This window comes from Streptomyces sp. NPDC048420, assembly GCF_040651535.1.
Taxonomy (GTDB): Bacteria; Actinomycetota; Actinomycetes; order Streptomycetales; family Streptomycetaceae; genus Streptomyces.
Genome location: NZ_JBEZKG010000041.1, coordinates 1 through 13,105 on the forward strand (window position 1 = coordinate 1; position 13,105 = coordinate 13,105).

9 protein-coding genes are annotated in these 13,105 nt (G+C 70.8%); 5 read left to right on the plus strand and 4 right to left on the minus strand.

Annotation, left to right across the window (positions count from 1 at the left end; all coding sequences use genetic code 11):
- Positions 1-544: 544 nt before the first annotated feature.
- Positions 545-1,543, minus strand: coding sequence for a sigma-70 family RNA polymerase sigma factor (locus AB0D34_RS43185; RefSeq protein ID WP_362672661.1), 999 nt, complete (start codon positions 1,541-1,543; stop codon positions 545-547).
- Between the two features lie 193 nt (positions 1,544-1,736).
- On the opposite strand from AB0D34_RS43185, the gene AB0D34_RS43190 reads away from it, so the two are divergent.
- A complete protein-coding gene (locus AB0D34_RS43190) occupies positions 1,737-2,267 on the plus strand; it encodes an N-acetyltransferase family protein (RefSeq protein WP_362672664.1) in 531 nt (176 codons plus the stop codon).
- A gap of 16 nt (positions 2,268-2,283) precedes the next feature.
- On the opposite strand, the gene AB0D34_RS43195 is transcribed toward AB0D34_RS43190, so the two are convergent.
- Positions 2,284-3,075, minus strand: a complete 792-nt coding sequence (locus AB0D34_RS43195) for a class III extradiol ring-cleavage dioxygenase (RefSeq protein ID WP_362672667.1) — start codon at positions 3,073-3,075, stop codon at positions 2,284-2,286.
- Positions 3,076-3,194: 119 nt separating this feature from the next.
- Between AB0D34_RS43195 and AB0D34_RS43200 the strand changes: the two genes are divergently transcribed.
- Positions 3,195-3,704, plus strand: a complete 510-nt coding sequence (locus AB0D34_RS43200) for a MarR family transcriptional regulator (protein ID WP_362672670.1) — start codon at positions 3,195-3,197, stop codon at positions 3,702-3,704.
- Positions 3,705-3,811: 107 nt separating this feature from the next.
- Here AB0D34_RS43200 and AB0D34_RS43205 read toward each other — a convergent pair whose 3' ends face one another.
- Both AB0D34_RS43205 and AB0D34_RS43210 read right to left on the minus strand, forming a co-directional pair.
- Positions 3,812-5,353 carry an MFS transporter gene (locus tag AB0D34_RS43205; protein WP_362672673.1) on the minus strand — a complete coding sequence of 514 codons (1,542 nt, stop codon included), beginning with the start codon at positions 5,351-5,353 and terminating at the stop codon, positions 3,812-3,814.
- A gap of 120 nt (positions 5,354-5,473) precedes the next feature.
- Positions 5,474-6,118 carry a helix-turn-helix domain-containing protein gene (locus tag AB0D34_RS43210; protein ID WP_362672675.1) on the minus strand — a complete coding sequence of 215 codons (645 nt, stop codon included), beginning with the start codon at positions 6,116-6,118 and terminating at the stop codon, positions 5,474-5,476.
- Positions 6,119-6,369: 251 nt separating this feature from the next.
- On the opposite strand from AB0D34_RS43210, the gene AB0D34_RS43215 reads away from it, so the two are divergent.
- The 3 genes from AB0D34_RS43215 to AB0D34_RS43225 all read left to right on the plus strand — a co-directional run bounded on the left by AB0D34_RS43215 (position 6,370) and on the right by AB0D34_RS43225 (position 13,053).
- Positions 6,370-7,650 (plus strand): M6 family metalloprotease domain-containing protein, encoded by a 1,281-nt coding sequence (locus AB0D34_RS43215; RefSeq protein WP_362672678.1) that lies wholly within the window; start codon positions 6,370-6,372, stop codon positions 7,648-7,650.
- Positions 7,651-7,918: 268 nt separating this feature from the next.
- Complete coding sequence (locus tag AB0D34_RS43220; protein WP_362672680.1) at positions 7,919-9,505, plus strand: helix-turn-helix domain-containing protein; 1,587 nt, start codon at positions 7,919-7,921, stop codon at positions 9,503-9,505.
- A gap of 152 nt (positions 9,506-9,657) precedes the next feature.
- Positions 9,658-13,053, plus strand: coding sequence for a S8 family serine peptidase (locus tag AB0D34_RS43225; RefSeq protein ID WP_362672683.1), 3,396 nt, complete (start codon positions 9,658-9,660; stop codon positions 13,051-13,053).
- Positions 13,054-13,105: the final 52 nt, after the last annotated feature.

The following is a 13,105-nucleotide window of genomic DNA, read 5'->3' on the forward strand; positions in this document are numbered from 1 at the left end:
CACACCGCACGCGCTACACACACCCCCACCGAACCGCAACAGGCCGCCGCAGGCATCCAGGGGCGCGGGGAACTGCGCACAACACCAGCCCCCACCGACCCGCAGACAACCAACAACCGAACCCCGCCCAACCGCCGGAGGCAACCCGCAGGCACCTCAGGGGCGCGGGGAACTGCGCAAAAACACCAGCCCCCACCGGCCCGCACCCAAAAGCCAACCCCACCCCGATGTGACAGAATCTGCCATCCGGTGGGGCACCCCGTGGTTCAGGTACGGGGTGACCCACCGTTCCGGTTTCCCGGGGCGGAAAAAGAGCCGGACCCCGGCGCCCGGGGGGAGGGGCGCCGAAGTCCGGCTTCGGAGAGTCCCGGCGCCGGGGGGGTGTGCGTCGGGACGTGGTTCAGGTGGGCCTGGAGGCAAGACCTCCGGGGCCCGAACACCTGGACCCTGAAGTCTTGTTCCCAGGGTCCAGGGGGTTGAAGCGACTTAGTACAGCCATGTTTACGCGGTCTTTCGCCACCCGGCGTACGCGGGCACACCCCGCCTACGCGGCCGCGTCGAACCCGGTGTCCCGCGCGAGCTTCTTCAGCTCCAGCAGGGCGTGCTTCTCTATCTGGCGGATCCGCTCGCGGGTGAGGCCGTGCTCCTTGCCGACCTCGGTCAGCGTGCGCTCGCGGCCGTCCTCGATGCCGTACCGCATCTTGATGATGGAGGCCGTGCGCTGGTCCAGCCTGCCGATGAGGTCGTCCAGTTCCTCACTGCGCAGGAGGGTCAGGACGGACTGCTCCGGGGAGACCGCCGAGGTGTCCTCCAGCAGGTCGCCGAACTGGGTGTCGCCGTCGTCGTCCACCGACATGTTCAGGGAGACCGGGTCGCGGGCCCAGTCCAGGACGTCGATCACGCGCTCCGCGTTGGAGCCGAGCTCGGCGGCGATCTCCGCGGGCTCCGGGTCGCGGCCGTGCTCGCGGTTGAACTCGCGCTGCACACGGCGGATACGGCCCAGCTCCTCCACGAGGTGGACGGGCAGCCGGATGGTGCGGGACTGGTCGGCGATGGAGCGGGTGATGGCCTGACGGATCCACCAGGTCGCGTACGTCGAGAACTTGAAGCCCTTGCGGTAGTCGAACTTCTCGACCGCGCGGACCAGTCCGGCGTTGCCCTCCTGGATCAGGTCCAGGAGCGGCAGACCGCTGCGCGGGTAGCGGCGGGCCACGGCGACGACCAGGCGGAGGTTGGAGCGGATGAACACGTCCTTGGCGCGCTCGCTCTCCTCCACCAGGGCCTCCAGCTCCTCGCGGGTGGCGTCAGCCTTGGCCTCCTCGAACCCGTCGAGGACCTGTCGGGCGAACACACCCGCCTCGATGATCTGGGACAGCTCGACTTCCTTGGCGGCGTCGAGCAGGGGTGTCCGCGCGATCTCGTCGAGATACATGCCGACCAGGTCGCGGTCGGCGATCTCGCCGCCATGGACGCGAACACTGCGTGCCGCGTCGGTAGACCCGCCGGTGGCGGACTTACGACGGGCGACGGCACGGGTTGCCATGCGTGCTCCCTTGCGATGTTTGGGTCAGCGGGTGGTCCTTCGGACGCTGGTACCCGGTTCCGGCTACTTCCGGACTCTCCTCGGGTGCCCTGCATCCGATGGAAACAACGACTGGAAACCGGACAGAATTCCCAACCCGCACCGCTATTTTTCTGATCTTGCAGTACCCTGTCCCGCCACAGGAGGAGGTCTGATGTCGTCGGAACGTACAGAGGTGCAGGTCAGGCCGGGAGCCGAGGGGGACCTCGCAGCCCTCACCGACCTCTACAACCACTACGTACGTGAGACGCCCATCACATTCGATACCGCTGTCTTCACTCCGGAAGAGCGCCGCCCTTGGCTGCTCTCCCACCCTGAAGACGGCCCGTACCGTCTGATGGTTGCCACCGACACGGACCCGACAGGAACCTCACAGCGGATCCTCGGGTACGCCACATCCAGCCCCTTCCGTGCGAAGCCCGCGTACGCGACCTCGGCGGAGGTCACGATCTACCTCGCCCCGGACGCGGGCGGCCGGGGCATCGGCACCCTTCTCTACAAGGCCCTCTTCGAGGCCCTGGCCGACGAGGACCTGCATCGCGCCTACGCCGGTATCGCCCAGCCGAACGAAGCGTCCACGCGGCTGCATGAACGCTTCGGGTTCCGGCACGTCGGCACATACCGGGAAGTGGGCCGGAAGTTCGGCCGCTACTGGGATGTCGCCTGGTACGAGAAGGACCTGTAGCCCCCCGCGAGACAGATCAGCCGAACTGCACCGACCGCTTGGCCATACCCAGCCAGAACCCGTCGATGACGGACTTCTGCGCGTCCAGCTCACCGGTCACGTCCGCCGCGCCCATGGTGACGAAGAGAGGTGCGAAGTGCTCGGTGCGCGGGTGGGCGTAGCGGCCGGCGGGGGCCTTGTTCAGGAAGTCGAGGAGGGAGTCCACATCGCGCGCCTCCAGGGCCCGGCGTCCCCAGTCGTCGAACTCCGAGGACCAGGTGGGCACTCCGGAGCCGGTGTGGCGCAGCGCGGCGAGGTTGTGGGTGAAGAAGCCGGAGCCGACGATCAGGACACCCTCGTCGCGCAGCGGGGCGAGCTTGCGGCCGATCTCCATGAGCTTGACGGGGTCGAGGGTCGGCATGGAGACCTGCAGGACCGGGATGTCGGCCTCGGGGAACATCTCGACGAGCGGGACGTAGGCGCCGTGGTCCAGCCCGCGGTCCGGGACGTCCTGCACGGGGATGCCGGGGGCGCGCAGCAACTTGCGTACGGACTCGGCGAGTTCGGGGGCGCCGGGAGCGTCGTACGTCACCTTGTAGTAGTGCTCGGGGAAACCCCAGAAGTCGTAGACGAGCGGGACGGGTTCCACCGCGCCGAGGGCGAGGGGGGCCTCCTCCCAGTGGGCGGAGACCATGAGGATCGCCTTGGGGCGGGGCAGGCCGGCGGACCAGGCGGCGAGTTCACCGGGCCAGATCGGGTCGTCGGCGAGCGGCGGGGCACCGTGGCTCAGATAGAGGGCGGGCATGCGCTCCAGCGTGTCGGCGGACATGGCGGGGACTCCTCCGGTACTTCCAATGCGTCCAGTGCTTCAAATTTAAAGCTTCTTCAGACATGACTGTACGCCTCATTTGTTTAAGCTTCAAGGAGAGAGCTCGTAGAGTGGAGTCCATGAACACGGCATCCGTCCCCGATGAGGAGCCCCAGTGGCTCAACGACGACGAGCAGCGCGTCTGGCGCTCCTACGTACACGCCACGACCCTTCTCGAGGATCACCTCGACCGCCAGCTCCAGCGGGACGCCGGCATGCCGCACGTGTACTACGGACTGCTCGTCGGACTCGCCGAGGCCCCGCGCCGGCGGCTGCGGATGACCGAGCTGGCCATGAAGGCGAAGATCACCCGGTCCCGGCTCTCGCACGCGATCGCCCGCCTGGAACGCAACGGCTGGGTGCGCCGGGAGGACTGCCCCGACGACAAGCGCGGACAGTTCGCGGTGCTCACCGACCCGGGCCTGGAGATGCTCCAGGGCGCCGCGCCGGGCCATGTGCGGGCCGTACGCAAGGCCGTCTTCGACCGGCTCACCCCGGAACAGCAGAAGTCCCTCGGCGAGATCATGGAGATCGTCGCCGAGGGGCTTCAGCCGAACGAGGCGGGCGCGGATCTGCCCTGGCTCCGCTGAGCCGCTCACTCAGCGGGGGCCAGGGCAGTTCCTGGGGTCGTGCGTACGGGGCGTCCCCTTCCCCGCACGCACGTGGTTCTCGAAGGGGTATCGCGGTGCGGTCGTCGTCAGTGGGCGATGACCGGCACCGCCAGCTCCTCCTCGGCGCCCTCGCCGGACCCGGTCACGGCGGCCATGTCCGGGCGGCCGGCGTTGACGAGGGTCACGACGATCACCGCGGCGAGCACCAGCATGCCGACGGCGAACCAGATCGCGTTGGTGTAGCCGTGCACCTGGCCCTCCAGCGCCACCAGCTGGGCCTGCGACTTGGAGGTCGCGGAGCCGATGTGGTCGGCGATGTAGGAGGTCGTGGCCGACGCGGCGATCGTGTTCAGCAGGGCCGTACCGATCGCACCGCCGACCTGCTGCGAGGTGTTGACCATCGCGGAGGCGACACCGGCGTCCCGGGGCTCGACACCCAGGGTGGCCAGGGACATGGCGGGCATGAAGGCCGTACCCATGCCGAGACCGAGCAGCAGCATGGCGGGCAGGATGATCGAGGCGTACGACGAGCCGATCTCCAGCTGCGTCATCAGCAGCATGCCGACCGCGGCGACCAGGAAGCCGGGACCCATCAGCATGCGGGCCGGCAGGCGGGTCATCAGACGGGTGCCGATCTGGGTCGAGCCGACCATCATGCCGACGATCATCGGCATGAAGGCGAAGCCGGTCTTGATCGGCGTGAAGCCCTTCACGATCTGCAGGTAGTAGGTGAGGAACAGGAAGGTGCCGAACATCGCGATGATCGCGATGCCGAGCGAGAGGTAGACGCCGCCGCGGTTGCGGTCGGTCACCACGCGCAGCGGCAGCAGCGGGGCCTTGACCTTCGCCTCGGTGACGACGAAGGCGATCAGCAGGACCGCGGAGGCGACGAACATGCCGACGGTCACGGAGTCGCCCCAGCCGTCGGACTCGGCGCGGGTGAAGCCGTAGACCAGCGCGACCAGGCCCAGCGTGGACAGCAGGACGCCGGGGATGTCGAGCGGGTTGCGGTTGCGGCCGCCCTCGGGCTCACGGATCACGAAGTACGCGCCGAGCGCGGCGACGATCGCGAACGGGATGTTCACGAAGAACGTCCAGCGCCAGTCCATGTACTCGGTCAGCACACCGCCGAGGATGAAGCCCACGGCGCCGCCACCACCGGCGATCGCACCGTAGATGCCGAAGGCCTTGGCACGCTCCTTGGCGTCCGTGAACATCACGGCGAGCAGGGAGAGCGCGGCGGGCGCGAGCAGCGCGCCGAAGACACCCTGGAGGGCGCGGGCGCCGAACATCATGGCCTCGTTGGTGGCGGCGCCACCGAGCGCGGAGGCACCGGCGAAGCCGATCAGGCCGACGACGAAGGCGTTCTTACGGCCCCACAGGTCGGCGATACGGCCGCCGAAGAGCAGGAGTCCACCGAAGGCGAGGGCGTAGGCCGTCACGACCCACTGGCGGTTGCCGTCGGATATGCCCAGGTCGGTCTGGGCGGAGGGCAGGGCGATGTTCACGATGGTCGCGTCGAGGACGACCATCAGCTGGGCGAGCGCGATGAAGACGAGCGCTTTCCAGCGGTTGGCGTCACCGGACGGGGCCGGTGCGCCGGGAGCCTTTGCGGCTGTTTCAGACATGGGGATACCCACTTCGGGACTTCGGAACGGAAAAAGAGTGTCGAAAGGGGACAGTCCGTCAGCACTGACGGCTGGTGGAAGTCGTATCTAGAGACTGCGGTCGTGCTCTGAACTCATCGGTCAGGCCTGGCGGAGGTCCTCCATGGTCAGTGCCGCGCCCGGCAGGTCGGAGCGGGCCGGCGCCCGCAGTCCGTCCAGGAACAGCTGAAGCATGCGGTGTACGAACCCGTCGAGGGTGAGGCAGCCGACGCCGGCCGGGGGCCGGGACAGCTGGGCCACGGCGATCATCAGGTCACCGACGCTCACGTCCGCGCGGAGCTGACCGGCCGTCCTGGCCCGGTCCATGAGCTGCTCGACGAGCTGCTCGATCCGTTCGCGCGAGGCCACCAGGTCGGGGTGGTACTGGTCGAAGGCGCCCTGGACCATCGGGCACAGCGCGGTGATCCGCTCGTCGGCGGAGGCGTGCACGAACCGCTCCAGTGCGCCGAAGGCGTCCCCGGTCTGTGCGAGTGCGAGCTCGGCCGCCTCGGCCGTCCGGTCCATGACGGAGCAGACGACCTCGCGGACCAGCGCGTCACGGTCGGGGAAGTTGCGGTACACCGTGGCGTTGCCGACGCCGGCCCGGCGGGCGATCTCGTCGAGCGGCACGTCGGGGCCGAACTCGGTGAACATCTCGCGGGCGGCGGTGACGATCCGCTCCCGGTTGCGCAGGGCGTCGGCGCGGGGCCGGGGCGCCTTGCGCTGCGCGGTCGTCGTGGCGGTCACGGTGTGCTCCTTGAGGTCTGTTTCTGCGATCCGGGGAAGTAGTCCCCGTTTCGCTCGGACACAGGTCTAAACGGGGAGACGCTCCCCGGTTATTTCGGGTTGAGGGGAAATTATGTTGTGACCTGAGTCACAGGTTTGGCGATACCCACGTTCGGTCTCCTCCAGCGCGCGTCCGCCCCTCCCGCGCCAGAGGGTGATCGAAAAGGTGCAGCCTTCCGACCAGCGGCTGCCGCGCTCCGAAGGGTGCCCGCATGCCGTGGACCAGACGTCACATACGCCCGCGCCGCATGGCCGCCCTCGCCTCCGTGACCGCCCTGACCCTCGCGGTCAGCACCTCGGCCGGCACCGGACGCCTCGCCCCGCGGACCCCCACCGCGGCCGGCCCGGTCTCCCTGGCCCGCTCCGACACCCACGACGCCTGTCTGATCAGCGGCGGCCCGACCGTCCAGATGTCCGAGGGCCTGCCCACCCCCGGCGGCTACTCCCGCTCCACCGGCACCGTCCGCGCCCTGACCCTGATGGTCGACTTCTCCGACGCGCCCGGCTCCGGGACCGCCCGGGGCCGGTTCCGTGAGTTCTTCCCGCAGACCCGGGAATGGTTCCGCACCAGTTCCTACGGCCGTCTCGACTACCGCCCCGAGACCCCGATCACCGACTGGCTGCGCATGCCGAGGTCGTTCCGGTCCTACGGCATAGAGCGCGGCGCCCCCTTCGATCCGGGCTACCGCCGACTGGTCCAGGACATCGTGGCCGCCGCCGACCCCAGGGTGGACTTCCGGTCGTACGACTTCCTCAATGTGCTGATCACCCCGAACGCCGGGCCCTCCGCCCTCGACACGGTCCTGTCGGTGACCTTCGCCGGCAACACCGACGCCCCGGTCGCCGACGGCGTGCCCGTGGCCAACGCGTCCTTCGTCTACTCCCGCCAGGACGACGGCTCCGGCTCCTACGCGCGGACCGGCTACCGGGTGCTGCCCCATGAGAACGGCCACGTCTTCGGGCTGCCCGACCTGTACACCCAGGCGGGCGGGGGCGCGGTCGGGCACTGGGACATCATGAGCGAGGACTGGGGCGCCGACAACGACCTCCTCGGCTGGCACAAGTGGAAGCTGGGCTGGCTGGACACGGCGCAGGTCGGCTGTGTGACGGCCCGCGGCACGTCGGAGTACACGCTGACCCCGCTGGCCCGCCCCGGCCTCGGCACCAAACTGCTCTTCGTCCCGCTGGGCATCCGCAGCGGCTACGCGATCGAGCTGCGCACCCGCGCGGGCAACGACGAGGCGGTGTGCCGGCCGGGGGTCCTCGTCTACAGGGTCGACGCGAACGTGGACACCGGTCGGGGGCCGGTCACGGTGTACGACGCACAGCGCGACAGCGGAGGCTGCACACGCAGCCCCAACGTCCACGCGGAACTCTCGGACGCGCCGTTCACGGCCGGGGAGGAGTTCCGGGACCTGGGCAGGGGCGTGCGGGTGCGGGTGATCGGGGCGGACTCGGAGGGCAACTGGCGGGTGTCGGTGACGCGGAGGTAGGGCGGGCCTGTCCGACGGGGGGTATCCGTTCTCACACCGGCGGCTCGGCTCTTTGCGCACCGTCGGCGGCTACAGCTCCCCAGGGGCGCGGGGCGGTGCTGAATCTGCGGCTACCGCCGCACGGGCGCGACCAGCCCCCACCGGCCCGCACCCGCCCGACCACCTGCCCCGGCACCCCCGCGACCACCCGACCGGCATGGGCATGGCGTCGCCGCGGCCGCCGTTCGGACTACCGTAGGCGTGCCGCAACCGCCGTACCGGAGAACCGATGCCCGCTGAGACGACCACCTTCCCGGTGGTGCCCAAGCCCGTCGTGCCGGACGAGGCGGTCGCGCCGCTGATCCGGGGGGTCAGGGTGCTGCGGGAACTGACCGAGGCGGGCGGGACGCTGAGCCTGAGCGGTCTGGAGCGGGCGACGGGCCTGGCGCGTTCCACGGTCGACCGCATCACCTCGACACTGGCACGCATGGGATACGTCCGTTTCGACGGCCGGGACGCGGTCATGACCCCCCGGCTCATGGAACTCGGCAACGCCTATCTCGCCGCCCTGCGGCTGCCCGCGCTGCTGTCCGGGCGGGCCGACGCCCTCGCCGACGCACTGGACGAGTCGGTTTCGCTGGCCGTCGCCGACCGTGACGGCATCCGCTTCATCCACCAGGCCACCCGCCGCCGCGCGATGTCCCTCAGCTTCCGCATCGGCGACCTGCTCCCCGCCGAACGCACCGCCCCTGGGCCCCTGTTCGCGTCCGAGTGGACCGACGAGGACTGGCGGACCTGGCGCGAGCGCCGGGCGGCGGACCCTGGGGACCGGGGCTTTCCGGCCATACCTCCTCGGGAACTCCCTTTCCCGGACGAGGAGTTCGAGCGGCAGGCGGAGCGGGCGGGCCGGGACGGCTGGGCGCTGGACGACCAGTTGATCGAGCCGGGCCTTGTCGCGGTCTCGGTGCCCGTACGGGATCCGCGCACCGGCCGGATCGCCTGTGTGGCGAACGTCGTGAGCCACACCAGCCGCCACACGGCCACGGATCTGCGCGACACCCTGCTGCCCCGGCTGCGGGCGACGGTGGCCGAGATGGAACGCGCGCTGGTGTCCGCCCCTGAGCCGGACCCGGGGCCTCCCGCCACGGACCTCGCCTCCTGGATCGGCGCCTCCAAGAGCGAACTGGGCCGCGACTTCATCGAGTCCCTGGCCCGCGGCCTCACCGTGCTGACGGCGTTCGGGGAGGGCCGGGCCGCGCTCACCCTGACGGACGTGGCGCGGGCGACGGGCCTCGCGCGGGCGACGGCCCGCCGGGCCCTGATCACCTACGAACACCTGGGCCTGGTCCGCCAGCAGCCGGAGTCCCGGACCTTCACCCTGACCCCGAGGGTGCTGTCCCTGGGCTTCCCGCCCCTCTCCCGTACCTCCCTCCCCCGCATCGCCACCCCGCACCTGACCGACCTGTCGGCGCGGGTGGGCGAGTCGACGGCACTGGCGGTCCTGGTGTCCTCGGGGCCGACCGCGGAGATCCAGTACACGGCACGGGCGATGTCCCCGCGGATCATGAGCGTGGACATCAGGGTGGGGACCCGGCTGCCGGCCGCGGCGACCTCACTGGGCCGGGTCCTGCTGTCGGACACCGAGGCGTACGCCCTGCTCGACGAGGACTGGGAGGACGGCCTGCGCACCCTGGCGGTGCCCCTCCACGACCGCACGGGCCGGGTGGTCGCCGCCGTGAACGTGGCCCTGCACGCGGCGGGCCGCACGCCCGAGGAATGCGTCGCCGAACTACTCCCCGAACTGCGCCTGACGGCGAGCCGCATCGAGACGGAACTCCGGGCGGCGGGCCACTTCACGAAGGTCGCGCTTCTCTGACCCCGGCGGCGTTCCTTTCCCTTTTTTCAGTGCCCGTGACGGGCTACTGACCAATTCCCCGCGGCCCGAGACTCGGTTCCGGCCGTCGGCATTCCCCCTAGTCGACGTGCCCGGGAACCATCCACCGACCCACGGGGAAGCGAGACCTCACCTTGCTGAACAAGCACAGCCGTACCGGCAGAAGTGCCGCGTACGGAATACCGGCCCTGCTCGCGGTCGCCGCGCTCACCGCCGGTGTCACCGTCACCCCCCCCACCGCCGACCCGTCCGACGCGGCACGGAGCGGTTCGCTCCGGGCCACCTCCCATGTGACGCTGCTGACCGGTGACACCGTCGGCGTCGACAGCCAGGGACACCTCACCGGCGTACGACCGGGCAGGGGCCGCGGCGGCATCGGCTACTCGGTGCGGAGCTTCGCCGGCCACACCTACGTCGTCCCCCTGGACGCGGTCCGGCTGCTGGCCCGCGGGAAGCTGGACCGCCGGCTGTTCGACGTCACGGAGCTGATCAAGGACAAGTACGACGACGCGCACCAAAAGCAGCTGCCGCTGATCGTCTCCTACAAGGGCAGCGGCACCACCCGGGCCGCCGCCCGGAGCGCTCTCGCGGCCGACACCGACTCCGTGCTCAGGCTGCCGGCCGTCCACGGTGAGGCGGTCACCGCCGCCAAGCCGGACACCGCGAAGGTGTGGCAGGCCCTGACCGAGCCCGCGGACCGGCGCGGTGCGGTGACGACCGCGCCCGGCATCGACCACGTCTGGCTGGACGGGCGGGTCCGTATGACCGCGGGGACCGCCGCCGGCGCCCCCGATCCCAAGGGCGGGGTCACTCAGATCGGCGCCCCCACCGCCTGGAAGGCCGGTTACGACGGCAAGGGCGTGAAGGTCGCCGTCCTGGACACCGGTGTCGACGCCACGCACCCGGACCTCAAGGGCCGCATCCTCAAGGCGAAGGACTTCTCCGACTCCGGCTCCACCGACGACAGGGTGGGACACGGCACCCACGTCGCCTCCACCATCGTCGGCTCGGGCGCGAAGAGCGGCGGCAAGTACGAGGGCGTGGCACCGGGCGCGCGGCTGCTCGTCGGCAAGGTCCTCGACGACACCGGCGCCGGAGGCGACTCGGCGATCATCGCCGGAATGCAGTGGGCCGTCGCGCAGGGCGCCAAGGTCGTCAACATGAGCCTTGGCTCCACCGACACCACCGGGACGGACCCGATGGAGAAGGCCGTGAACGACCTGTCGGCCTCCTCCCACGCCCTCTTCGTGATCGCCGCCGGGAACGAGGGCCCGTCCGACTCGACCCTCGGCTCCCCCGGCTCGGCCGCCGCCGCCCTGACCGTCGCCGCCGTGGACGGCGACGACAGGCTCGCCGACTTCTCCAGCCGCGGCCCTACCGCGAACGGCGCCCTGAAGCCGGACATCGCCGCGCCCGGCGTCGACACCGTCGCCGCGGCGGCCCTCCACGGCACCCTCGGCGAGGAGGTCGCCCCCGGGTACGTGACGATGTCGGGCACCTCCATGGCCACCCCGCACACCGCGGGCGCCGCCGCGATCCTCGCCCAGGAGCATCCCGACTGGACCGGTGACCGCATCAAGGCCGCGCTGACGGCCTCCGCGAAGCCGCTGACCGGCACCACCGCCTACGAGACCGGCGCGGGCCGCGTCGACCTGCCCCGGGCGACGGGTGCCGAGGTCACCACCGAGCCGTCCTCCGTCGACTTCGGCACGGCCGCCTGGCCGCACACCGACGACAAGCCGGTGCCCCGGACGCTCACCTACCGCAACACGGGTACCGAGCCCGTCACCCTCGACCTGACCACCGCGGCCACGGGGCCCGGCGGAAAGACCGCCCCCACCGGCATGTTCACCGTCTCACCGGCCCGGCTCACCGTCCCGGCCGGCGGCACCGCGCAGGCCACGGCCACCGCCGACCCACGGCTCGGCGGCGCCGACGGCGGCTGGTCCGGCGCGGTCACCGCGAGCGGGGACGGCCAGATCGCGCGGACCGCGCTGGGTGTCGTCCGTGCCGGGGAGTCGTACAAGCTGAAGCTGACGGTCACCCGGCGCGACGGCAAGCGCGACGACACGCCCGATGTCACGGTGGCGAACCTGGACACCGGCAAGCAGTACACGCCGTTCGACGACGGCAAGAACCACCCCGACGGCACGGCCACCGTGCGGCTGCCCAAGGGCCACTACGTGATCGACGCCCAGAGCAGCGACGACCAGGGGCGGACCGCCCTGATGGTGGCGCCCCGCCTGGTGCTCGACCACGACACCGACCTCGCCCTCGACGGGCGCAGGACCAAGCCGGTGAAGATCACCGCCCCCGACCGCGGGGCGAAGCTGCGCGACGCGCAGGTCCTCTTCGCGGCCCGTGGCGCCAAGTCGGCCTACGACTACGCGGGCGGCACCACCGTCGACAGCTCCACCTACCTCGGCCAGATCGGCTCCGCTGCCCCGGCCGGTTCCTTTGTCGCCCAGCTCGGCGGGATCTGGCAGCGCACCGCCACCTCACCGGCGTACGACCTGGTCACCACCCGCAAGGGCGGCTACTTCAACGGGCTGACCCGCAGGTTCGCCTCCACGAAGGGAATGGCCCGGGTGACCGCCTCCGTCGCCACCGCCCTTTCCCGGGCCGAGACCGCTCCCCAGGCGGACTGGTCCTACGCGGGCTGGCCGCAGCTGAGCCGGGCGTCCTTCGGGGTGGCGGGCGTGCTGCGTACGGCGCCGACCGCGTCGCTCGTGCAGTATCTGAGCGCCGATCCCGGTCTGAGCTGGTACCTGGGTGCCCGGGTGGTCAACGGCATGCACAACGAGGACGCGGTCTCCGCGCTCACCGCCCGCCGCTTCGCACCGAACCGCGCCTACCGGGTCACGTTCAACGGCGGTGTCGGCGGACCGGCCGTCGGGTCGGGCACCGGCGGCATACGGACCGGCGGCTACTACAACGTGTGCGTGCCGATGTTCGCGGACGGCGCGGGGAACTTCGGCTACTTCCCCAGGACCGCGATCACCACCAGGCTGACCACCGGCTCCCGGGTCATCGGCTCCTTCACCGAGGACACCTGCCCGCAGGTGTACGGCCGGCTGCTCGCCCAGAAGACCCGCTACCGGCTGTCCGTCAGCGCCGACCGCGGCTCGGACGTCAAGGTCAGCGACCGGGTCGACGCAGTGTGGACCTTCGTCTCCGTCGACGCGGGCGACAGCACGGCCGTCGCGTTCCCGCTCTCCGTGGTCCGCTTCCACCCGAAGCTGAGCCTGACCGCCACCGCGAAGGCGGGCGCCCGCTTCACCGTGCCGCTGTCCCTCCAGGGCCCGGCCGCGGCCAAGGGACACCTGAAGTCGCTGACCGTGAGCGTGTCGTACGACGGCGGCCGCACCTGGAAGCCGACGGCCGTGCACTCGGACCGCACCGGCAAGCGGTACCTGACTCTCACCCACCCGAAGAAGGCCGGCACGGTCACCCTCCGGTCGTCCCTGACCGACACGGACGGCAACACCTACACCGGCACCATCCACAACGCGTACCGCACGGTGCGCTGACCTCGCTGTCCGGAAAGTGAGCCGGAATTGCCTCGGATAGGAGGATAAACGT

Coding starts and splice junctions, on each gene's coding strand:
- AB0D34_RS43185 (WP_362672661.1), bottom strand. CDS start 1,543: ATGGCAACCCGTGCCGTCGCCCGTCGTAAGTCCGCCACCGGCGGGTCT.
- AB0D34_RS43190 (WP_362672664.1), top strand. CDS start 1,737: ATGTCGTCGGAACGTACAGAGGTGCAGGTCAGGCCGGGAGCCGAGGGG.
- AB0D34_RS43195 (WP_362672667.1), bottom strand. CDS start 3,075: ATGTCCGCCGACACGCTGGAGCGCATGCCCGCCCTCTATCTGAGCCAC.
- AB0D34_RS43200 (WP_362672670.1), top strand. CDS start 3,195: ATGAACACGGCATCCGTCCCCGATGAGGAGCCCCAGTGGCTCAACGAC.
- AB0D34_RS43205 (WP_362672673.1), bottom strand. CDS start 5,353: ATGTCTGAAACAGCCGCAAAGGCTCCCGGCGCACCGGCCCCGTCCGGT.
- AB0D34_RS43215 (WP_362672678.1), top strand. CDS start 6,370: ATGCCGTGGACCAGACGTCACATACGCCCGCGCCGCATGGCCGCCCTC.
- AB0D34_RS43220 (WP_362672680.1), top strand. CDS start 7,919: ATGCCCGCTGAGACGACCACCTTCCCGGTGGTGCCCAAGCCCGTCGTG.